This is a genomic window from Enhydrobacter aerosaccus, from assembly GCF_900167455.1.
Classification (GTDB): Bacteria; Pseudomonadota; Alphaproteobacteria; order Reyranellales; family Reyranellaceae; genus Reyranella; species Reyranella aerosaccus.
On record NZ_FUWJ01000002.1, the window covers coordinates 306,127 to 327,370 of the forward strand.

Genomic DNA, 21,244 nt, shown 5'->3' on the forward strand with positions numbered 1-21,244 from the left:
GTCTGACGATGAAGACTTACCGTCGCGTCTGTGCCCTCGTTTCGCTGTGGCTGGTCGCAAGCATCGCCACGGCTCACGCACAATCCGATCCACCCGCCAATCCGCCAGCCGATCCGCCGGCCCGCGTGGGACGCCTGGCCTTCCTGCAGGGCGTCGTTTCGTTCCACGATGCCCAGCAGGACGCCTGGTCGCCGGCCGCCCGCAACATGCCGCTCACGACCGGCGATTCGCTGTGGACCGAACCGGACGGCCACGACGAGATCACCGTTGCAGGCCTGCGGGCGCGCATGGATGGCGATACGCAGCTCGACATGCTGGCGCTGGACGATAGCCAGACCCGCCTGCAGCTCGATCGAGGGCGGCTCGATATCCGGACCTTCGCCTTCGACAGGAACACGCCCTATCGGATCGTGACGCCGCGCGGCACCGTCAGCCTGCTCGATCAGGGCGACTACTATCTCCATGCCGGCTCGACCGACGATCCGACGGTGCTGGGCGTCCGCGCCGGCACCGCCGAGATCGAGACTCCCGACGGCCAGCGCCTCACGGTACCGGCCGGCCAGGAAGGCATCGTGAGCGGCGCCGGCGGGGCGCTGCAGCTCCGCCTGGTACAGACGGCGCCGCCGCCGATGCCAGCCTATTGGGCCGACCGCGATCGAGCCGTCAGTTACCAGCCGCCGCCTTACATGCCGGCCGATGTCACCGGCTATGAGGATCTGGCCGTCTACGGTACGTGGAGGGTCGATCCCGACTACGGCGAGGTCTGGTATCCGAATGCGATGCCGGCCGACTGGCAACCCTACAGCACCGGCTATTGGCGCTTCATCGTGCCCTGGGGCTGGACCTGGATGGATGCGCACCCGTGGGGCTTCGCGCCCTATCATTACGGCCGCTGGGCGCATCGCGGCGACCGATGGTGCTGGATACCGCCCTATCGACGCGAACGACCGGTCTATGCGCCCGCACTGGTTGCCTTCGTGGGCGGCGCCGAACTCGGTGCGGCGCTCGGCGGCCATGTGCACGCGCCGGTCGGCTGGTTCCCGCTGGGGCCGCACGAGCCCTACGTTCCTCCCTACACGGCCGATCGTGGCTACTATCGTCGCATCAACGCGTCGGCCGGCGTCGAGCAGGCGGTGCTGGACGAGCATTGGCGACACGCCCGGGAGCACGAGGCGCTGCACGACGAGCGGTCGGTGAACCGTGCCTTCGCCACGGTCGTGCCGGGCGCTGCGTTCGTCCGCTCGCAGCCGGTGTCCCAGTCGGCATTGACGATCGCTCCGAACAAGCTGGCCGCACTCCCGGTCGCACCCGTCGCGGCGCCGCCCGCGCCATCTCACGCCGTCGCGACGACCGGAGCGGCAGCCAGGCCGGACTCTCCACCGCCGATCACTCTGCCGACAGCGCGGACACCGCTTTCGGGCATGGAGACGTTGGGCCGCCCCACGGCAGTCGAACATCCTTCCGCGCCGGGTCCAAGGATCGTCGGCACGCAGGCGCCACCAACCGGCGGCAAGTCAGCGCTTCCGCCACTCGCACCGCATGTCGCGCCCGCACCCGCCTCTCCGGATATCCTGCGGCCCAGCGACACGCACGCGCCGGCTCCCATCCAAGCGATACCGCATGCGGGCGAAACACCGCGGATCGTGACGGTGCCGCATCCTGCCGAGCCGCATGCGCCGGCAGCGCAGATCGTTCATCCGCTGCCGTCGCCGGCGCCGCAGCCTCACATCGCGACGCCGGTACCCGCCCGGCCGCCTGCGCCGCCGCAGCAAGCCCTGGCCCCTGTCCATCCGACAGCGCCTCCCGCACCGGCCCCGCATCCCGCACTCTCGGGCGAACACGAGGGACGGAAGTAGTAGCGCTGATGGCGGCGCGGCCTCAGAGGATCTGATTGCGCAGCGCCGTCTCGCCGCGCCCCAGCCGATCGAGGTTCTCGACCAGGATGTCGATGACATTGTCCTCGTAGCGTCGCGTCTCGCCCGCCGTATGCGGTGTGATGAAGACGTTGGGCATGTCCCACAGCGGCGAGGCCGCGGGCAGCGGTTCTTCCGCCGTGACATCGAGCGCCGCCGCCCAGATCTTGCCGCCTTTCATGGTCTCGATCAGTGCCGCCTCGTCGGCGACCTTGCCACGCGCCACGTTCACGAACACCGAAGACGGCTTCATGGCGGCGAAGGCGCCGGCGCTCATCAGCCCGGTCGTCTCCGGTGTGAGCGCGCAGGCCAGCGCCACGAAATCGGCCTGCGGTACCAGCTTGACCAGGTCGGTCATGGCATGGATCGAATCGGCGCCGTTGGCGCCCTGCGCCGGATCGCGACGGATGCCGATCACCTTCATGTCGAAGGCCTTGGCCAGCTTGGCGAGATGGCTGCCGATGCGGCCCATGCCCACCACCAGCAGCGTCTTGCCGCCGAGCTCGTCCTCGCGCTGCGTGAGATCGCCGATCATGCCGCGCCACATCTTCTTGTGCTGATTGTCGCGGGCCTCCGGGAGGCGGCGCGCGACGGCCAGAATCAGGGACATCGCATGTTCGGCCACGGCCCGGGCATTGACGCCCGACGCGCTCGCCAGCCTGACCTGCTTCGCCGCCAGCTGTTCCTTCGAATACTGGTCCACGCCGGCGCTGATCGACTGGATGAATTTCAACTTGCCGGCCTGCGGGATGAGATCGTTGCGCCACATGCCCGACACCACCACGACATCGGCCTCGCCGACACGCTTCTGCAGATCGTCATAAGACCAGACCTGGAAGTTGCGGATGCCCGTCTTGCGCGCCTCGAAACGCGCCGACATTTGGTAGGCCGCGTGCGCGAAACAGATCGTGAGCTGGTCCTTGGACGGAAACATTGGCACTCCCCCGACACAAAATGCGAGACTGCGGGCGTACCGCACTCATCGGAGAATTGCCATGGCCATGCGCCGCAATCTGCTTCGCGACCGCCTCGATGCCGGGGAGCCGACCGTCGGCACGCACATTCTCTCGTGCTGGCCGACGCTGGTCGAGCTGATCGGCCATTCGGGGCAGTACGACTATGTGGAATTCACGGCCGAGTATGCGCCGTTCGACATGCATGATCTCGACAATCTCGGCCGCGCCTTCGAGGTCGCCGGTCTCGGCGGCATGATCAAGATCGAGCAGACGCAGTACACGCACCAGGCCATGCGCGCGATCGGTTCGGGCTTCCAGAGCGTGCTGTTCGCCGATATCCGGACCGTGGAGGATGCCAAAGCCGCCGTCGACGCGGTGCGGGCCGAAACGACCATGGCCGCCGGCGCGCGCGGCCGCGGCCGGCTGGGCGTCGGCATGCGGCGCGATGTCGGCGTGGTGCGTCACGGCGGACAACCGGCCTATGTCGAAGCGCTGAACGATGTCGTGATCGCCATCATGGTCGAGAAGAAGTCGTGCGTGGACGATCTCGACGCCATCCTGTCGGTCCCGGGCATCGACATGGTGCAGTTCGGAGCCTCCGACTTCTCCATGAGCATCGGCAAGCCGGCGCAATACGGCGATCCCGAAGTGCTGGCGGCCGAGACGAAGACCATCGAGACCGCTCTGAAGAAGGGCCTGCATCCGCGCGTCGAACTGCGCGATCCGTCGGGGGCGGAGAAGTACCTCAAGATGGGCGTGAAGCATTTCTGCATCGGTTGGGACGTGCGCATCCTAGCCGACTGGTGGGACAGCAAGGGCGCCGAGATGCGCGGCCTGCTCGACGGCAAGGCGGCGGCAAAGGCAGAGACCGTCAGCAAGGTCCGCGGCAACTACGCATGAACACGTCGGTCGAGGCGCCGCCGCGCGCCCCTCGCCATCCCGCCAGCCGTACGCTCCATGGCATCACCATCACCGACGATTACGCTTGGCTGAAGGACGAGAACTGGCAGGACGTCCTGCGCGATCCCGGCCGGCTGGATCCCGAGATCCGCGCCTATCTCGAGGCGGAGAACCGCTACACCGAATCCCTGCTCGGGCCGTTGCAGCCGTTGCGGCAGGAGCTGGTGCGCGAGATGCGCGGCCGCATCAAGGAGGACGATTCGAGCGTTCCCGTGCCCGACGGGCCGTTCGCCTATGGCTCGAAGTATCGGCAGGGCGGCCAGCATCAGCTCATCGGCCGCCAGCCACGCGATGGTGGTGATTTCCAGACCATCCTCGATGGCGATGCGCTGGCCAAGGCGTCGGGCTACTTCCACTTCGGCGGCACGCGCCACTCGCCCGATCATCGCCTGGAGGCCTGGAGCGCCGATCTGCGCGGCTCGGAATATTTCACCGTGCGCGTGCGCGACTGGCAAACCGGCGAGGACCTGCCCGATGTCGTGGAGCAGACCAGCGGCAGCATCGTATGGGGACGCGACTCACGCTTCTTCCTCTATGTCAGGGTGGACGAGAATCACCGGCCGCTGCAGGTCTTCCGCCATCGCCTCGGGACGCCGCAATCCGCCGACGCCCTCGTCTACGAAGAGAAGGACACGGGCTGGTTCACGCGCGTGGAGGAAAGCGCCAGCGGCCGCTTCTGCATCATCGCCGGCGGCGACCACGATACCTCCGAGCAGCAGCTCGTCGATCTTGCCGACCCGGCGGCGACGCCCCGTCTCGTCGCGCCGCGCGAAAAGGGCGTGCAATACAGTGTCGCCGATCGCGGCGACCAGCTCTTCATCCTGACCAATCTCGACGCTATCGACTTCCGCATCGTCACGGCGCCACTGTCGGCGCCCGGCCGCGAGAATTGGCGAGAGCTCGTACCGCATCGGCCCGGCGTCTATGTGCTGGGCATCGATCTCTATGCCGGCCATCTCGTGCGCCTGGAGCGTTCGCGGGCACTGCCCTCGATCGTGATCCGCGACCTCGGCGACGACGGCGAGCATTCGATCGCCTTCGACGAGACGGCCTATTCCCTCGATGTCAGCGGCGGCTACGAGTTCGAGACGACGACGTTGCGCTTCACCTACTCGTCCATGACCACGCCGGCCGAGGTCTACGACTACGACATGGCGCGCCGCACGCGTGTCCTGCGCAAGCGCCAGGAGATCCCATCCGGCCACGATCCGTCGGCCTACGTCACGACGCGCCTGATGGCCAGGGCCGCCGATGGCGCCGAGGTGCCAGTCTCGATCCTGCATCGGCGCGATCTCGCGCGCGACGGTAGCGCCCCGCTGCTGCTCTATGGCTACGGCTCCTATGGCCTCGCCATGCCAGCCTCGTTCGCGGCCAATCGCCTGTCGCTGGTGGATCGCGGCTTCGTCTATGCCATCGCCCATATCCGCGGCGGCACCGACAAGGGCTGGTCCTGGTATCTCGACGGCAAGCGAGAGAAGAAAACCAACACCTTCGACGATTTCGTCGCCTCGGCTCGGGCCCTGATCGATGCCGGCTATACGTCGGCGAAGCGCATCGTGGCGCATGGCGGCAGCGCCGGCGGCATGCTGATGGGCGCGGTCGCCAATCGCGCCGGCGAGCTGTTCGCCGGCATCGTCGCCGAAGTACCGTTCGTTGACGTGCTCAACACCATGCTCGACGACAAGCTGCCGCTGACGCCACCCGAGTGGCCCGAATGGGGAAACCCGATCACCGATGCCGCGGCGTTCCGCACCATCCTGTCCTACTCGCCCTACGAGAATGTCGCGGCCAAGCCCTATCCGGCCATCCTCGCCATGGCCGGCCTCACCGATCCCCGCGTCACCTACTGGGAACCGGCCAAGTGGGTGGCACGGCTGCGCGCCACCATGACCGGCGGCGGCCCGGTCCTGCTGCGCACCAACATGGGCGCCGGCCATGGCGGCTCGTCGGGGCGATTCGACCGGCTGGACGAGGTTGCGCTGGCCTACGCTTTTGCCCTCCGGACCGTCGGCCGCGTCTGATACGCTGCGCAAAAATGAATAGGCAACCGTCCGGCTCCCCGCCGGCCGGCTCAAGAGCGACCATTCCAGGAGGAGCGCCATGAGCGTAATGATCGACAAGCTGCTGAGCGATGCGGTGAAGCAGGGAGATGTGCCCGGCGTGGTCGCGGTCGCGACCGATGCCGCCGGCACGACCTATGAGGGCGGCTTCGGCAAGCGCGTGCTGGGCCAGTCGGATGAGATGACTCCGGATACGGTGGTGTGGCTCGCCTCGATGACCAAGGCCGTCACCGGCGCCGCGGCCATGCAGCAGGTCGAGCGCGGCAAGCTCGGCCTCGACTCCCCGGCAAAGGAAGTGATCCCCTATCTTGGCGAGGTCGGCGTGCTCGAGGGCTTCGATGCCGACGGCAAGCCCGTGACGCGCGCGCCGCGTCGCGACATCACGCTGCGTCACCTGCTGACCCATACGGCCGGCTTCTCCTACGAGATCTGGAATGCCGACATCTGCAAGTACCAGCAGGTTATGGGCGTGCCGGGCATCACCGGCTGCGAGAACAAGGCCCTGACGACCCCGCTGCTGTTCGATCCCGGGGAGCGCTGGGACTACGGCATCAACATCGACTGGGCCGGCAAGATGGTCGAGGCGGTCAGCGGCCAGAAGCTCGGCCAGTACCTGCAGCACAACGTGCTCGGACCGCTGGGCATGGACAGCACGGCCTTCTTCATCTCGCCCGGCATGCGCGAGCGGCTGGCGCGCATCCATCATCGCGGGCCCGACGGCGGGCTGACGCCGGACCTGGCGCTGGAGATTCCGCAGGAGCCGGAGTTCGAGATGGGCGGCGGCGGACTCTACGGCACCGCCGGTGACTACCTGAAGTTCGTGCGCATGATGCTGAACCAGGGCAAGTCCGATCGCGGCGAGCCGGTCGTGAAGCCCGAGACCGTGGCGATGATGTCGCGCAATGCTATGGGCGACACCAAGGTCGTATCGCTCAAGCCGGCGATCCCGCCGCTTTCCAACGAGGCGGAATTCTTCCCCGGCATGGACAAGCAATGGGGCCTGAGCTTCATGATCAATAACGAGGAAGCGCCGACGGGCCGGTCCGCCGGCAGCCTTGCCTGGGCCGGCCTCGCCAACACCTACTACTGGATCGACCAGAAGAAAGGGGTCGGCGGCGTCTATGCGACGCAGATCCTGCCGTTCGCCGACGTGAAGTCGCTGCCGCTGTTCCACGCCTTCGAACAGGCCGTGTACGAGGCCTGACCGTCGAGCATCCTACTCGGCGAGCGTAAAGAGCTCCGTCTCCTCGCGCACGCCGCGCAGGCGGTGGCGTCCAACCGAGATCAGGTGCGGCCGGCTTCGGTCGGCCGCCGCGGTGAACGACTGGCTGACCAGGAGGTTGTGACCGAGCTCCTTGCACAGCAATTCGATACGCGACGACTCGTTCACGGCCGGCCCGATCACCGTGAAATCGAGCCGGGCGTCGGCGCCGACATTGCCGTATTGCACCGTGCCGACATGAAGCGCGATATCGAGGCCGGGCGTGGCCTTGCCCGTCGCGGCGCGTTTCTCCGTCAGCATCTCCATCAGGTAGAGCGCCTCGGCGGCCGCCGTCAGCGCCAGCGCACAGGTCTCGTCCGGCCCCCGCGACGCGGTCGGGAAGATCGCGAGCAGCCCGTCGCCCAGATATTTCAGGACCTCGCCGCCGCGGCGCGCCACCGGCCGCACCATGCATTCAAAGCATTCGTCCAGCAGGGCGATGAGTTCGTCGCCAGGCAGCGTATCGGCAAAGCGGGTGAAGTCGCGCAAGTCAGTGTAGAACACCGCGGCTTCGACACTCTGGACGGTCCCGCGGCGCACCGAGCCGGACAGGATGCGCGCGGCGGGATCCGACCCGAGATAGGAGGCGAGCAGCGCCTCGCCCATCAGCCGGGTTGTCGCGGCCTTTGCCGCCAGCGCGAAAAGCGGCAGCAACTGGTCCAGGATCTGCCGATCAGCCTCGCTATAACCGCCCCTCCGGTCCGTGGTGAAGGAACTGGCCATCCACAGACGATTGGCCGGCTCGGCCTCGTCCGGACCGCGAGCCTCGGGCATCAACTCGCCAAAGGGAAAGATACGCCCCTGCCATTCGGTCATGCCGGCATCCCGCAACTCCGCAAACACCGGGAGCTCGTCCTCTTTCGGCGGTTGGCACAGGTCATGGCCTCGGGCGGCCAGTCCGTCACGGAGCATTGCCATGAAGGGACTCTGTCTAAGCACAGGGTCGTCGATCTCGCCGTGCTGAAACACGAAATGCGTGCTGGGCCCAGTCTCCCGATCCCAGATCATGCTGCGCGCGCGCACCAGCGGATGCAACGTGTTGCCGCCAACGAAGATGCGCGCCACGACGACACCGATGGCATTCAAGCGACGCGCAAACCCGTCGACCAGTTCTTCCGGCGGCAGATTACGCAGGCCGGCATCGATCAGCCATGCGGCGACCTCGTCCGCTCCGGCGAGACTGTTGCCCATGGCCGTCACCGCTTTACCGTCGCGACCTTGCCGCCGGCCTGTTCGGCATTCATCTGCCGGAACAGGCCAACCGCGTGGGCATGAAACGCCCGTTCCTCGGGGCCGGCCAGGGCCTGCGGCCGGCGTTCGTCGTCGAAGTGGCCGAACCTGTCCTCGCCCCGCACCAGCATGGCGGTGACGCGCACGGGGCTGCTGCAGCGCGCCGAGGTCGGGATGTAGCTGATGCCAAGTCCGATACGCCGGTCGCTGGAACGGTTGGGCCGTGAATTGTGGACCAGATGCGTATGGTGCAGGGAGAACTGCCCGGCCTTCACCGGCATGTAGACCGTGCCACTGCGGTCGAAGTCGACGGCCAGCTCCTGACCGCGCGACAGCAGGTTGTCGGTGTCCTGCATCTCGGCGTGACGAAGCTGGCCGAGCTTGTGAGAGCCTGGCACCACCTCCATGCAGCCGGCCTCGATCGGAGCATCCGTGAGCGCCACCCAGGCCGTGACATGACAGGCCGGCTCAAGCGCGAAATAGGTCGAATCCTGGTGCCAGCTCACATAGGCGCCGGAGCCGGGATCCTTGGGCCAGACGCTGAGATGGAACAGGCGGATGTCGGGCCCGATCAGGTCCTCGACCGCATCCAGGATCTGGGGCGCGTGCACGATCTCGTCGACCCAGGGGAAAAGCAGGTGCGGCTTGAAGTTGTGGCCGCGGGCCATCTTCTGGCCCTCGGCGCGCTCGAACGCTTCGAGCTGCGCGCGCCAGCCCTGCGCCTGCTCCCTGCTGAAGGCATCGACCGGGCAGACGAAACCATCGCGCTCATACTGCGCGACCTGCTCGGGACTGAGCTTCTTGTATGTCTTCTGGATCATGTCAGTGCGCCGTCCAACCGCCGTCGACGAAGAGAAGCGTGCCCGTCACGAAGGAAGAGTCATCGCTCGCCAGGAAGAGTGCTGCCTTGGCGACTTCCTCTGGCTGGCCGATGCGCTTCATCGGATGCCGCTCGGTCCAGCCTCGGCGGGCCGCCTCTGGATCGGCCTGGCGTTGCAATGACCGTGCCGGCATCGGCGTGTCGATCACGCCCGGCATCAGGGCATTGACGCGGACGCCCTGCGCGGCGTGGTCGACGGCGATGGTCTTGGTGAAGGAGGCGATGGCGCCCTTCGAGGCGACATAGGCTGCGTTCTTGCCCAGGCTGGACTGCGCCAGCTGCGAGCCGACGGTGACGATCGCGCCCGATCCCGCCGCGATCATGGGTTGGATGGCATGGTGGACCCAGAGAAAGGTGCCCTTGACGTTGATGGCGAAGGTGCGATCCCAGGTGGCCTCGTCGATGCGGTCGACCGTGCCGCCGAGCGACACGCCCGCGGCCGTCATCAGCACGTCCACCTTGCCCCACTTGTCCAGGATACGATGCACGCCGGCACGCGCCTGATCGGCCTGGCTGACGTCGGCGGCGATGGAGACGGTCTCTCCACCCTTCGATTGGATGTCAGTGGCGACCTGCTCGAGCCGCTTCTCGTCGAGATCGACCAGCGCGACCTTAGCGCCCTCGGAAGCAAACAGGAGGGCGGAGGCGGCACCGATGCCGGAGGCCGCGCCCGTGACGATCGCAATGCGGTCCTTGAGTTTCATGGCGCGAGTGTAGACCCGGGTCGTAGCGGTTCTCCAGCGGCTCCGCAGGTCGGCTGACGGTAGCTTCGTTCCCGCAAAGTGCGCTAATCAACAGACGATGACTGCCGTTTCCGCCGCGCAACCGCGGTCTGCCCCTGCCCTCGCCATCGTGATCCTGTCCGTGGCCGCCTTCGCGTCGGCGGCGAACATGCGTGTCGTGGATCCCCTGCTAATCCAGCTTTCCGCCGAGTTCGGCGTGACGGTGGGCGAGGCGTCGATCGCGGCGACGCTGTTCCTGCTGGCCAACGGCGTGTTCGTTCTGGTCCACGGGCCGTTCGGCGACCGGCACGGCAAGATGCCCGTCGTTGCGCTGGCCTGCATCGGCGCCGCGCTCTGCTGCATGGCGAGCGCACTCTCGGTCTCGCTGCGCATGCTGGCGGCCACGCGCTTCCTCACGGGCGTCACCAGTTCGGCCATCATTCCTCTCGCCATGGCCTGGGTCGGCGACAATGTCAGTTACGAACGCCGTCAGGCGACGCTGGCGCGTTTCCTCAGCGGTCAGACGCTGGGTCTCGCGGCCGGCGCGGCGCTGGGCGGCGCGGTGGGTGATTGGCTGGGATGGCGCGCCGTCTTCTGGGTGCTGACGGTGACCTATCTGATGGCGGGCGCCGCGCTGTTCACCACCATGCGGGCGCGACCGGAGATCGCCCTGCCCGGCCTTCGCGCCGAAGGTTCCATGATCGCGCAGATGCTGGGGGTGCTGAAGCGGCCCTGGGCACGCGTCGTCATCATCGTCGTGGCCTTGGAAGGAGGCGCCTTCTGGGGTTGCTTCACCTTCGTCGGCGCCGATCTGCACCAGCGCTTCGGCCTCGGTTATGCCTTCGTCGGACTGGCAGTCGCGGCGTTCGGCGCCGGCGGATTCATCTATGTCACTCTCGCCCCGCATCTCGTGCGCCTGCTCGGCGAGCGTGGTCTTTGCCTGTGGGGCGGAACCGGACTCGGCATCGCCTTCGCCATCCTGGCGATGGCGCCCAGCGCGACGGTGGCGTTCGTCGCGATCATCGGGCTCGGCATCACCTTCTACATGCTGCACAACACGCTGCAGACCAACGGTACGCAGATGGCGCCCGAAGCGCGCGGCTCGGCCCTGGCGATGTTCGCGCTGTGCCTGTTCGTGGGCCAGGCGATCGGCGTGCCCATCGCCGCCCCCATTGTCGATCGCTACGGCGCGCCGCCCATCTTCTGGGCGGCGGCGCTGTTCCTGCCGGCGCTGGCGTGGTGGTTCGCGATGGCGCTGCGGCGGCGCCTCTAGTTCTGCGGCGAGACGCGGAACTGATACGGCTCCTCGAGCGACGCGCATTCCTCGGCGGTCAGCGTCAGGTCCGTCGCCTTCGCTGCCGAAGTAAGCTGCTCCAGGTCGGTGGCACCGATGATCGGTGCACCCATGTAGGGCTTGGCCAGTAGCCAGGCCAGCGCGACCTGGGCCGGCGTCGCCCCTTTTCCGGCGGCAATCTTCTTCAGACGCTCGACGATCTCCCAATCGCACTCGCGATAGGTTCCGGCCTGGACCTGGGCATCGTTCTTCGACCGCTCGGTGGCGCCGCCGCCCTCCTTGCTGCGATTGCCAGCCAGGAAGCCGCGCGCCAGGGGCGAATAGGGAATGAGGCCGACACCCTGCTCGTGGCACAGCCGATTCATCTCGCGCTCTTCCTCACGCTGGATGAGGTTGTAGAGATTCTGCATGGCAATCGGCCGTGCATAGCCCTTCCAGTCGGCGATCATCACCATCTGCGCGAACTTGTAGGCCGGCATGGTCGAGCCGCCGATGTAGCGCACCTTGCCCGAGCGCACGATCTGGTCGAGCGAGTACATGGTCTCTTCCAGCGGTGTATGCGGATCGAGCCGGTGGACCTGATAGACGTCGATATAATCGGTTTGCAGACGCTTCAGCTGTTCGTCGACCGAAGCCATCAGATGCTTGCGGCCCGTGCCCTGGTCGTTGGCGACGGGGCTCATGCGGATGCCGACCTTGGTCGACAAAACGATCTCCTCGCGCCGTACCATCTTGAGCAGCGTGGCGCCCATGATCTCTTCCGAGCGACCGAAATTATAGGTGTCGGCCGTATCGAAGAAGGTGATGCCGACATCGAGCGCGCGCCGGAAATAGGTCGGTGCCTCCGTCTCGTCGAACTTGCCCCAGCCGCGGCGCCCCTTGGCACCCCAGGAATTGCCGCCTAGACAGATGCGGCTGACGATCAGGCCGGAACGGCCCAGCGGTCCATATTTCATCGAGATCCCCCTTGCTGGCGCGACCATAAGGCGCCACCTTCCAGCAATGAAGGTGCTGATCGAATATTGCGGCGCTTGAGGCTACAAGCCGCAGGCCCTCCGTGTGAGGGCTCGTCTCGAACAGCTGGGCGCAACCGACATCGAGATGCGCCCAGGCAGATCCGGCCAATTCGACGTCTCCGTCGATGGCACACTCAAATATACCCGCAGCAAGACCGGCCGCTTCCCGACCGACGATGAAGTCGAGTCCCTGATCGGCTGACTGCGCTTTCAGACATGCCTGCGGTTTCCCGAGCCGACGCGGTTCATTCCAGGCCGCGTCTCCCCGGCCGGATGTTCATCGATCTTGTGACCCGTGAAGATTGGCTCTGGGTCGCTCCCACCATTTGGGCGTTGCCCGATAGACAAGCCAAATGAAAAGGCCGTTCCAGAGCAAAGCGCCAATCAGAAGCGGAAACACCAGTTCGGTGCCGATGTTCCGGAACCAGAACCACCCCGGTATCGGAAGAACGGTCATTGCGGCAGCCCAGACAGCCGCAGAGAGACACCAGATCCATACAGCCCGAAAATCGGACGATATTGGAGCGTTCGCCTTGATCACACGCCATGAAACTGACGCAGCGATCATGGATGCCATTCCAAGCGCAGACCAGAGCAGTGCGCCGGGCCAAGCATTGGAGGTTTGCACACTATGCCATCGGCCTACAAACGATAGTCGATGCCAATCGGTAAGTGCCAACGCCGCCAGCTCGAAGAAGATGTAGCCTGGCACATAGGTCCACCAACGAAGCCACCGAGACAATACTCGTGGCCGCGTCGGGTCTGGTGTTCCATCAGGCTGCACGTTCAGCCACTAAAGTCGCATGGCAGATTGTCGGCAAGCTTCGGTCTGTCTTTCTCCAGGTGCCTTGCGGAAACAATGCCGCGCGCCGGGCGCAGTCAAAAGATCTCCGCAGGGAGCAGAATAAGGCGAGAGCTTGGGAGACTGTCAGCCCAGCACTTCCTTGTTCACGATGTTCGCCGCGTTGGGGCGGCCGTCGAACACCGAGAGGATGTTCTCGATGGCAGTGACGGCCATGCGGTCGCTGGCCTCCTGGGTGACGCCGGCCATGTGCGGGCTGAGGATCACGTTCTCGAGCGTGAACAGCTTGTTCTTCGGATCCGGTGGCTCCCTGTCGAGCACGTCGAGGCCGGCGCCGCGCAACTTGCCCGCGCTGAGGGCCGTGTAGAGCGCCTCCTCGTTGACGATGCCGCCGCGGGCGGTGTTGACGAGGAAGGCCTCGGGCTTCATCAGCGCCAGCGTCTCGGCGTTGAACATGTTCACCGTCTCCGGCGACTTCGGGCAATGGATCGAGACGAAGTCGACCTTGGGCAGGATGGCCTTGAGATCGGTCACCTTGGTCGCGCCGGCCTTCTTGATGTCGGCCTCGGAAATGTTCGGGTCGAGCACGTAGGTATCCATCTCGAACGCCACGCAGCGCTTCACGGTGCGCGAGCCGATCCGGCCCATGCCGACGACCAGCACCGATTTGCCGGAAAGATCGGACGGCAGATCGGACAGGCGCTGGCCCCAGCCATTCTCGCGGACGAAGCGGTCGTACTTCTTCACCAGCCGCGCGGCCGCCAGCATCATGTACATCGCATGCTCGGCCACGGAGACCGAGTTAGCGATGCCGGTCGTCATCAGCGGGATCTTGCGCTTGTTGAGGGCCGGAATTTCGACAGCGTCGAACCCGACGCCCAGACGGGCCACCACCATCATGCCCGGCGCCGCGTCGAGCTCGGCCTGGCGGAAGGGCGTCGCGCCCAGCGTCACGGCATTGGCGTCCTTGAGCTTGGGATGCAACGACGGCACCGAATCGTCGGTGAGGATTTCGTAGTCGACATCGTCCCGCTTCTTCAGGACATCGAGGCCAGCCTGCGGCATGCGGCCGACGATCAGCACCTTCTTACGGTTCTTGCCGGTGTTCGGGCCCGTGGACATCGTTTCCCCTATGATCATTGCAAACGAACGGCCACGATCCTAGAGCCCGCAGACACCGGATGCTAGGGGAGGTAGTTCAGCGGCAATCGCGTGGTGGACTTGATCTCCTCCATCGCGAACATGGAGGTCACGTCGGAGAGTTCGATCTTGGCGATCAGGCGCTTGTAGAATGCATCGTAGGCCTCGATATCCGGCAAGGCGAGGCGGATGAGGTAGTCGATCTCGCCGCTCATGCGATAGCAATCCATGACCTCGGGAAAGGAAGCGATCGCCCGGGCGAATCGGGCCAGCCACTGGGCGTTGTGCTGGGCCGTTCGCACCGCCACGAACACCGTGACCCCGGCATTCACAGCCTTGCGATCGAGCAGCGCCACGCGCGCCCGGATGATGCCCTGCTCCTGCAGGCGATTGATGCGGCGCCAGCAGGGCGTCGTCGACAACCCGACGCGCCGCGCGACTTCCGCCAGCGGCATGTCGACATCGTCCTGCAAGCAATCCAGAATCTTACGGTCAAAGGAATCGAGCGATAATTTCGCGGCCACGAGGAGTTCCGGGGAATGTGTTTCTCCAGATTGCCGGAGGAGACGCAAAGCTCGCAAGCCGTTTTCAGGCGGAACCGCTAAAATTCGCGCCATGATTCGCCGCTTCACCGACCATCCCGCCTCGGTCAACGAAACCTACTTCCAGCATATGGGCATGGCCTTCAGCTTCGGCCGGCACATGCTGCTGGGTAGTCTGGCCTGCTTCGTGCACGGTCTCCTCCCCTGGTTGTTCCTGACGCGAGGCAGCGACACAATCCGCGCGCTGCATCACCGCATGGTGACCCACCGCGTCGTGCGTCCCGCCCAGAGCGAGGCCCAGATCGTCGCGGCCGAGTGAGTCAGCAACCCGTTGCGTCGTCGTCGCGTTTACCAGATCGGACGAGCGCAAGGGGGATGCCCATGGAGACGCCACTACGCCTGACGTTCCACGGTGGAGAGACGAGTGAGGCGCTAAGCACCCTCATCCGGGAACATGTCGAGGAGCTGGAGCGGCTGTATGGCCGCCTGACGTCGTGCAATATCGTGGTCCAAGTGCCGGACCGACATCACCGAGTCGCCCTGTACGCGGTGAACCTTCATATCGTCATGCCCGGTAGCATCGATATCAACATCGATCATATCCCGCAGAACGACGATCGCTTCGCCATCCCGCAATTCGCGGTCACCGACGCCTTCCGCCGCGCCAAGCGCGCGATCAAGGAGCGCGCCCAGAAGCTGCGGGGCGACGTGAAGACCCTGCGCGAACGGATCGAGCGCACGGTCGACCAGCCCGAAGGCTGATCGCCCCTTTCAAACCGATGAAATGACAGGCGTTGGCAGGATCGCAGCCAGTGCCTGTTTGAGCGCGGTCGGAGACGAAGCCGTCAGATCCTTGGGGACTTCGTGCGCGACCATCCTGCGCACCTGCGTGGACAAGAGCTCGCGCAGTTCGCCCAGACTGCGGCTTGGCGCGACGAGGATCAGGCGGTCGAATTCACCCCGGCCGCACATATCTTCCAGCGTCTGCGCCAGCGTCGCGGTGAACTCGTGCTTCTCCATCTTGTGCGGATCGTGCGGCGGCTCGTAAGCATGCCGTACGCCGCCGCGCGCCGACGCGAAGCTGCGACCAGGCCGGTCGGTCACGATGTCCCGTGTCTTGCGCCGGCTGGTCGGCGAGATCATGTCGAGCTGGCTCGCTGGCATGAGCTTGCGATTGTCCTCGCTGGGCTCGAGGAAGCGGGCTCGTGCGCCGTCGGCAACGACGATCAGCGTGCGCTTGCGGAGCGGGTCCATCCTGGGCGCCGCTGGAATTCGCGCCCTGCGTCGGGGCTTCATCACCGATTTCACCATCGACCTCTCCTTCAGGACGAAAACGCGAGCGGCCGGCGGCGCGTTGCCCTGGCGCTAGCAACTATCGCCCGGCAGGAGATGCAGCAGCGGTCGCGCAAGATGGAGGATCTGGTAAGCGACACCAGGCGTGCCTTCGATCGGCGCAGCCTCCGACAGCACGATTCGAATAACACGCCAACGGCGAGGATCGACACCGATGACTGCGGCGACGACATCGGCGGCTCCAGCGCGAGAGCGATTGCGGTCGATTTCGCTGGCAAAGGCAGCCGTCAGGTCGGCGTCCACGGGAATTTCGGCTTCCTCTAGGAGCGCGAACCGCGCCTCCTGTCCGGGCCCCTTGCGCGCCTCCAGGACGAACCTCGTTTCGATATCGGCCCGGCCGAAACTGTCGGTCACGACCCGATAGCGCCCATCCATCAGGAAGGCGGCAAAGGCGTCGGCATCCTGCCAGAGATAGAGCGAGGAATAGGAGCTGGCGATCGCGCCATAACGTCCCTTCTCGCGCAAGAGGAACGCCTTGAAGAAGAGGCGCGGCGTGTCGTTCCAAAGACTGCCGCGCGCGGCCGCCCGTTCACGGATGAGGCCGATGTCGTAATTCGCGGGCAGGCGATGGAGGTAGTGCGCGACGATCATGGCAGCGCCTTCGCGTATTGGGCCAGACCATGGCCGAACGACCAGTTTTCCGGCACCACCTCGACAAGGTTGATGAAGATGTCTTCGGGACGCAGGCCGGGGTCGGCCGTCAACCGCTCGACGATGCGCCGGTAAAGCGCCTGCTTCCGGTCGGCCGGGCGCGTATTGCTCACGGTAAGCTGGATGATCACCAGATCGTCGCTGCGCGCGATGCCGAGATAGGTCCGTCCGAACAGGAAATCCTCTTCGTCATGCTCGGAGATCGTCATGAAGCGATCGTCCTCGGGCACATCGAACGTCTCGCGCATGGCCTGGTAGAGGCCATCGAGGATGGCCTTGCGATAGGCGGCCGGCTTGCCCCGTCGCAGGGAGACACGTGTCAGCGGCATGTGGGCTCCTGAGTGCTGTTCCACTCGCCTCAAGTTAGGCTGACCTTGATAATTTCGAAATGACATGAATATATATTTCAATCATTTTCAAAACGAATAACTGACGATCATGAAGACACTCGATATCGACTCCGTCCGAGCTTTCGTCCTGGTCGCCGATCTCAAGAGTTTCACCCGCGCCGCCGAGGCGATGGATACGACCCAGTCGGCGGTGAGCCTCAAGATCAAGCGGCTGGAGGACACCCTTGGACGGCGACTTCTGGAGCGGACGCCGCGCACCGTCCGCCTTTCGGTCGACGGAGACGACTTCGTCGGTCGGGCCCGCTCGCTGATCGAGGCACATCAGGAGGCGCTGGGATCGTTCGGCGTCGAGCGCCGGCGACTGGTCATCGGCATCAGCCATCACATCGTCGGCGCCGAACTGCCGATCTTGCTGCGCCAAATGAACCGCAGCGATCCAACGCTATCGATGGAACTGAGAATTGCCTCGTCGCAGGATGTGCTGATCGAACTCGACGCGGGTCGACTGGATGCCGCCATCGTCTTGCGTCACGACAGTCGGCGCCGCGGCGGCGACGTCGTCCTCGACGAAGCGTTCGGATGGATGGCCGCTCCGGATTTCACTCATGTTCCGGGTCAACCGCTGCGGCTGGCGACGCAGGCCGCTCCCTGCAGCGTGCGCGAGATGGCCGTCCAAGCCCTCGACAAGGCGCGGCAGCCGTGGACGGAGGTTTTCGTCGGCGGCGGAACCATGACCATCGGCGCCGCGGTGTCAGCCGGCCTGGCCGTGGCCGCCCTCGGCCGCCGCGTGGCGCCCCCGGGGACGATCGATATCGGGCCGCAACTCGGTCTGCCCGCCCTGCCGACGCGCCAGGTGATGCTCTACTCGGCCCTGGTGGACAGGCAGGCCCGCAGCGCGCTCAAGACCCTCGCAGCTGCGATCCGATCCACCATCGACTGAACGGCTGTCAGCGTGGCCCGCGTCTTGCGATACCCTTTTCGTCCAGCCGTTCGCGCAGCAGGCCGATACGGTCGCCGCCCCAGAACAGCTCGCCCTCGAAGACGAAACTCGGCACGCCGAAGATGCCGGTCGCCTCGGCCTCAGTGCGCAAGGCATCGTGCCGCGCCCCACCGTCGCCAGCCAGGAAGTCCGCGAAACCGGCCGGTGCTCCCACTTCGCGCAGCAGCGCCTCCACGGCCTCGACGTCCTCCGGATCGACCTCGCGCCGCCAGAAGCGATCGAACGCGAGGTCGTTGTAGGTCCTGAACACCCCATGCTTCTGGGCATAGAGCATGCCCGTCTGAAGCGGCCGATCGAAGTAGATCTTCTTCGGTCCCCTCAGGGTCAGGCCCTGCTTGTTGGCGAAGCGGCGGGCATCCATGTAGGCATAGCGCACCCGCCGCCAATGGTGCGGATCGCGCTCGGCCACGGATCCCTGGAAGGACGGGATGTCCAGCGTATAGGGGCGCCAGTCGAGGCGAAGATCGTAATCGGCCTCGAGATCGTAGGCCCAGGCTTTCGCGACGAATGCGTAGGGACTGACATAGTCGCTCCAGAGCGTGACCGTGGGCTGCACGCTCACGCCCTCGCGGTCTCGCGCCGCCACAGCCACCAGAAGAGCCCGCCGACCACGACGACCATCAGCGTGCCGACCAGCAGCAGCATCGCCGAGTCCTGGATCCAGGCGACGACCGGGACGGCCACCGCGAGGAACACGCCGACGACACAGATCCGCCATGCCCGGGCATGGACCCCGGCGACAAAGGTCCCGAGCGCCAGCAGGATCAGCAGCGACAGGCTTGTGGCATTGTCGTTCTCGACCCCGCGCACCTGGGGCATGAACATGAGCCACATCGCCGCCAGGAAGGCGAGCCAATGCAGCACCTGGGTCACGACCAACCGCAGATGCTCCGCGCCACCGTCTCCCGGCCGCCAGCCGGAGAGCACGCAGGCGAGCCCGTATACCGGCGCGAGCGCTATCCAGTAGGAATAGGTCGCTGGCCCGCGAAAGCCGGTCAGCACGATACCGCCGACCGCAAGCACCAGCATGGCCACGTACGGCAGCTCACGCAGCAGCCAATGCCGGTTGTCGGCGCTCACCGCGCGTCCTTCGCCAGCTTCTTCTCGACGACCCGCGACCACAGCGTCGCGCCCAGCGTCAGGATCTCGTCGTTGAAATCGTAGCCGGGATTGTGAACCTCGCAGCCGCCTTCGCCGGCACCGTTGCCAATGTTGATGAAGGCGCCCGGCACCTTCTCCAGCATGTAGGAGAAGTCCTCCGACGCCATCACGTAGGGGCCCTCGCGGTTCATGTTCTCCTCGCCGACGATCTCGGCGGCAACATCGGCAATGAAATGCACCGCGTCCTTGTCGTTCACCAGCGGCGGAAACACGACGCGCACGTCCGGTTCGGCCTTGCCGCCCAGCGACTCGGCGATGCCGCGCGAGATGGTCTCGATGCGCTCCTTCACCAACGCCATGGTCTCCTTGCGGAAGGCGCGGATGGTGCCGCGCAGCACGGCTTCCTGCGGGATGACGTTGTAGGCGTCGCCAGCATGCATCTGCGTCACCGAGATCACCGCCGAATCGAGCGGCGCGACGTTGCGCGACACGACGCTCTGCAGGGCCGAGATGATCTGGGTAGCGATGATGACCGGATCGATGCCCGATTCCGGGCGCGCGCCATGGGCGCCTTTGCCGGTGATCTTGATGTCGAACAGACCGCCACCGGCCATCTGCGGGCCGGAGCGGATGGCGAACTTGCCGACCTCGAGCTTGGGACGGTTGTGCATGCCGAAGATCTGTTCGCACGGGAACTTCTCGAACAGCCCGTCCTTGACCATCGCTTCGGCGCCGCCACGCCCTTCCTCGGCCGGCTGGAAGATGAAGTGGACCGTGCCATCGAAGTTGCGGGTCGCCGACAGGTACTTGGCGGCGCCCAGCAGCATGGTCGTATGGCCGTCATGGCCGCAGGCATGCATGCGGCCTTGATGCGTGCTGCGGTGGTCGAACGTGTTGTGCTCGTCCATCGGCAGTGCGTCCATGTCGGCACGCAGGCCGATGGCGCGCGGATTGTTGCCGACGCGGATGGTGCCGACGACGCCGGTCTTGCCGATGCCGGTCGTGACCTCGCAGCCCCATTCCTTCAGCTTGCCGGCCACAATCTTCGACGTCCGCTCCTCCTCGAAGCCCAGTTCGGGATGGGCATGGATGTCGCGGCGGATGGCGGTCAGCTCGGCGGCAGAGGCGGCAATCTTGGGCTCGATCTTGGCGGACATTCAGGACTCCAACAGGAAAGACGTGATTACACGACGAAACTCCGCCCCATGCACCCCCGGATATGCATGGCCGCCGTCCGGCAGGACATAGGCCCGCGCATCACGGATCAGGCGGACGAGCTCCTCGGTGAAATAGAGCGGTGTGACGGTGTCGTCGCGGGCGCAGATGGCAAGCGTGCGCGCCCGGATCTTCTGCAGCTGCTCGCGCCGATCATGGGCGACAATGGCGGCGATGCGGGACAGGACGATCTCCGGAACCGGGATCGTCTCCGTCGCCTTGGCCTCGGCGGCCGCCAGATCGGCATCATGATCGCGGACCCAGGCCGGCATGTTGAGCGCCAGCGCACTGGCCTTGAGATAGGCGGCCGGTCCCAGCTCGCGCAGCATCAGGGAGCGAACCTCGAACAGGCGGCGGAAGAAGGCATCGGTCTTGGCCCAGGTCGAGCTCAGCACCAGCCGGTCGATGCGCTCGGGATGCTCGATCGCCAGCACCTGTCCCATTGCGCCACCGGTGGAGTGGCCGCACCAATGGACCTTGTCGAAGCCCAGCCCCTCGATGAGCTGCAGCGCGTCGTCGGCCATCTGGGCAACGCTGTACTCGATCCGGGAGAGGGTGCTGCGCGCCGTGCCGCGATGGTCATGCACCACGACCGTGAAGCGCCGGGCGAGCTCGGCCACGTTCGCGCCCCAGAAGCGGCCGTCGCCGCCCAGGCCCGGCACGAGGAAAAGCGGCGGTCCGTTGCCCAGCCTTTCGTAGTAGAGCTCCGCCCCATCGCGAAGTTTGAACTGCGCCATTTGCGTCCCCTGTCCAGCGGCGCGGCAGTATGCGCACAGACGGAGCGAGTTGAAAGCATTG

Annotated in this window: 22 protein-coding genes and 1 pseudogene; 9 read left to right on the forward strand and 14 right to left on the reverse strand. The window is 65.8% G+C overall.

The window, feature by feature from the left end; genetic code table 11:
• The first annotated feature begins 8 nt into the window (after positions 1 to 8).
• Positions 9 to 1,856 carry a DUF6600 domain-containing protein gene (locus tag B5D62_RS10730; RefSeq protein WP_085933864.1) on the forward strand — a complete coding sequence of 616 codons (1,848 nt, stop codon included), beginning with the start codon at positions 9 to 11 and terminating at the stop codon, positions 1,854 to 1,856.
• Positions 1,857 to 1,878: 22 nt separating this feature from the next.
• Here B5D62_RS10730 and B5D62_RS10735 read toward each other — a convergent pair whose 3' ends face one another.
• Positions 1,879 to 2,847, reverse strand: a complete 969-nt coding sequence (locus B5D62_RS10735; protein ID WP_085933865.1) for a D-2-hydroxyacid dehydrogenase — start codon at positions 2,845 to 2,847, stop codon at positions 1,879 to 1,881.
• Between the two features lie 61 nt (positions 2,848 to 2,908).
• On the opposite strand from B5D62_RS10735, the gene B5D62_RS10740 reads away from it, so the two are divergent.
• The 3 genes from B5D62_RS10740 to B5D62_RS10750 all read left to right on the forward strand — a co-directional run bounded on the left by B5D62_RS10740 (position 2,909) and on the right by B5D62_RS10750 (position 7,093).
• A complete protein-coding gene (locus tag B5D62_RS10740; RefSeq protein ID WP_085933866.1) occupies positions 2,909 to 3,769 on the forward strand; it encodes an HpcH/HpaI aldolase family protein in 861 nt (286 codons plus the stop codon).
• Positions 3,766 to 5,850: a S9 family peptidase gene (locus tag B5D62_RS10745; RefSeq protein WP_085933867.1), complete on the forward strand. Its 2,085-nt coding sequence runs from the start codon at positions 3,766 to 3,768 to the stop codon at positions 5,848 to 5,850. The genes B5D62_RS10740 and B5D62_RS10745 overlap by 4 nt, the downstream gene beginning before the upstream one ends.
• 79 nt (positions 5,851 to 5,929) lie before the next feature.
• Entirely contained in the window at positions 5,930 to 7,093 is a 1,164-nt protein-coding gene (locus B5D62_RS10750; RefSeq protein WP_085933868.1) for a serine hydrolase domain-containing protein, read from the forward strand.
• Between the two features lie 12 nt (positions 7,094 to 7,105).
• Here the strand turns inward: B5D62_RS10750 and B5D62_RS10755 are convergent, their stop codons facing one another.
• The 3 genes from B5D62_RS10755 to B5D62_RS10765 are packed head-to-tail and all read right to left on the reverse strand — an operon-like array spanning position 7,106 to position 9,964.
• The gene (locus B5D62_RS10755) at positions 7,106 to 8,341 is read right to left on the reverse strand and encodes an adenylate/guanylate cyclase domain-containing protein (RefSeq protein WP_139373837.1); all 1,236 of its coding nucleotides are present in this window, start codon (positions 8,339 to 8,341) and stop codon (positions 7,106 to 7,108) included.
• A gap of 5 nt (positions 8,342 to 8,346) precedes the next feature.
• Positions 8,347 to 9,201 carry a phytanoyl-CoA dioxygenase family protein gene (locus B5D62_RS10760; RefSeq protein ID WP_085933870.1) on the reverse strand — a complete coding sequence of 285 codons (855 nt, stop codon included), beginning with the start codon at positions 9,199 to 9,201 and terminating at the stop codon, positions 8,347 to 8,349.
• Position 9,202: 1 nt separating this feature from the next.
• On the reverse strand, positions 9,203 to 9,964 hold the full coding sequence (locus B5D62_RS10765) for an SDR family oxidoreductase (protein ID WP_085933871.1): 762 nt from the start codon (positions 9,962 to 9,964) through the stop codon (positions 9,203 to 9,205).
• 97 nt (positions 9,965 to 10,061) lie between these two features.
• On the opposite strand from B5D62_RS10765, the gene B5D62_RS10770 reads away from it, so the two are divergent.
• Complete coding sequence (locus B5D62_RS10770; protein WP_085933872.1) at positions 10,062 to 11,255, forward strand: MFS transporter; 1,194 nt, start codon at positions 10,062 to 10,064, stop codon at positions 11,253 to 11,255.
• Here B5D62_RS10770 and B5D62_RS10775 read toward each other — a convergent pair.
• On the reverse strand, positions 11,252 to 12,232 hold the full coding sequence (locus B5D62_RS10775) for an aldo/keto reductase (protein WP_085933873.1): 981 nt from the start codon (positions 12,230 to 12,232) through the stop codon (positions 11,252 to 11,254). The genes B5D62_RS10770 and B5D62_RS10775 overlap by 4 nt on opposite strands.
• Positions 12,233 to 12,323: 91 nt before the next feature.
• Between B5D62_RS10775 and B5D62_RS10780 the strand changes: the two are divergent.
• Positions 12,324 to 12,494: pseudogene (locus B5D62_RS10780) on the forward strand (Rdx family protein); the annotation flags it as partial.
• Between the two features lie 726 nt (positions 12,495 to 13,220).
• On the opposite strand, the gene B5D62_RS10785 reads toward B5D62_RS10780, so the two are convergent.
• Positions 13,221 to 14,216, reverse strand: coding sequence for a hydroxyacid dehydrogenase (locus tag B5D62_RS10785; protein ID WP_085933875.1), 996 nt, complete (start codon positions 14,214 to 14,216; stop codon positions 13,221 to 13,223).
• A gap of 62 nt (positions 14,217 to 14,278) precedes the next feature.
• Positions 14,279 to 14,758, reverse strand: a complete 480-nt coding sequence (locus B5D62_RS10790) for an Lrp/AsnC family transcriptional regulator (protein WP_269435094.1) — start codon at positions 14,756 to 14,758, stop codon at positions 14,279 to 14,281.
• Positions 14,759 to 14,849: 91 nt separating this feature from the next.
• On the opposite strand from B5D62_RS10790, the gene B5D62_RS10795 reads away from it, so the two are divergent.
• Both B5D62_RS10795 and B5D62_RS10800 read left to right on the forward strand, forming a co-directional pair.
• Positions 14,850 to 15,095 (forward strand): DUF6356 family protein, encoded by a 246-nt coding sequence (locus B5D62_RS10795; protein WP_085933877.1) that lies wholly within the window; start codon positions 14,850 to 14,852, stop codon positions 15,093 to 15,095.
• A gap of 62 nt (positions 15,096 to 15,157) precedes the next feature.
• On the forward strand, positions 15,158 to 15,538 hold the full coding sequence (locus B5D62_RS10800) for an HPF/RaiA family ribosome-associated protein (RefSeq protein ID WP_085933878.1): 381 nt from the start codon (positions 15,158 to 15,160) through the stop codon (positions 15,536 to 15,538).
• 9 nt (positions 15,539 to 15,547) lie between these two features.
• Here the strand turns inward: B5D62_RS10800 and B5D62_RS10805 are convergent, their stop codons facing one another.
• The 3 genes from B5D62_RS10805 to B5D62_RS10815 form a co-directional block, all read right to left on the reverse strand.
• The gene (locus B5D62_RS10805; protein ID WP_170920888.1) at positions 15,548 to 16,030 is read right to left on the reverse strand and encodes a host attachment protein; all 483 of its coding nucleotides are present in this window, start codon (positions 16,028 to 16,030) and stop codon (positions 15,548 to 15,550) included.
• Positions 16,031 to 16,141: 111 nt separating this feature from the next.
• Entirely contained in the window at positions 16,142 to 16,720 is a 579-nt protein-coding gene (locus tag B5D62_RS10810) for a DUF4865 family protein (protein ID WP_085933880.1), read from the reverse strand.
• On the reverse strand, positions 16,717 to 17,109 hold the full coding sequence (locus B5D62_RS10815) for a tautomerase family protein (protein WP_085933881.1): 393 nt from the start codon (positions 17,107 to 17,109) through the stop codon (positions 16,717 to 16,719). The genes B5D62_RS10810 and B5D62_RS10815 overlap by 4 nt, the downstream gene beginning before the upstream one ends.
• Positions 17,110 to 17,218: 109 nt before the next feature.
• Between B5D62_RS10815 and B5D62_RS10820 the strand changes: the two genes are divergently transcribed.
• Positions 17,219 to 18,070: a LysR family transcriptional regulator gene (locus B5D62_RS10820; protein ID WP_085933882.1), complete on the forward strand. Its 852-nt coding sequence runs from the start codon at positions 17,219 to 17,221 to the stop codon at positions 18,068 to 18,070.
• A 7-nt stretch (positions 18,071 to 18,077) separates the two neighbouring features.
• Here B5D62_RS10820 and B5D62_RS10825 read toward each other — a convergent pair whose 3' ends face one another.
• The 4 genes from B5D62_RS10825 to B5D62_RS10835 are packed head-to-tail and all read right to left on the reverse strand — an operon-like array spanning position 18,078 to position 21,183.
• Positions 18,078 to 18,692, reverse strand: coding sequence for a DsbA family protein (locus tag B5D62_RS10825; protein WP_218191033.1), 615 nt, complete (start codon positions 18,690 to 18,692; stop codon positions 18,078 to 18,080).
• Complete coding sequence (locus tag B5D62_RS33730) at positions 18,689 to 19,210, reverse strand: hypothetical protein (protein ID WP_218191034.1); 522 nt, start codon at positions 19,208 to 19,210, stop codon at positions 18,689 to 18,691. The genes B5D62_RS10825 and B5D62_RS33730 overlap by 4 nt, the downstream gene beginning before the upstream one ends.
• Entirely contained in the window at positions 19,207 to 20,388 is a 1,182-nt protein-coding gene (locus B5D62_RS10830) for a M20 aminoacylase family protein (protein ID WP_085933884.1), read from the reverse strand. The genes B5D62_RS33730 and B5D62_RS10830 overlap by 4 nt, the downstream gene beginning before the upstream one ends.
• The gene (locus B5D62_RS10835; protein ID WP_085933885.1) at positions 20,389 to 21,183 is read right to left on the reverse strand and encodes an alpha/beta fold hydrolase; all 795 of its coding nucleotides are present in this window, start codon (positions 21,181 to 21,183) and stop codon (positions 20,389 to 20,391) included. It abuts the gene before it with no gap.
• Positions 21,184 to 21,244 lie beyond the last annotated feature (61 nt).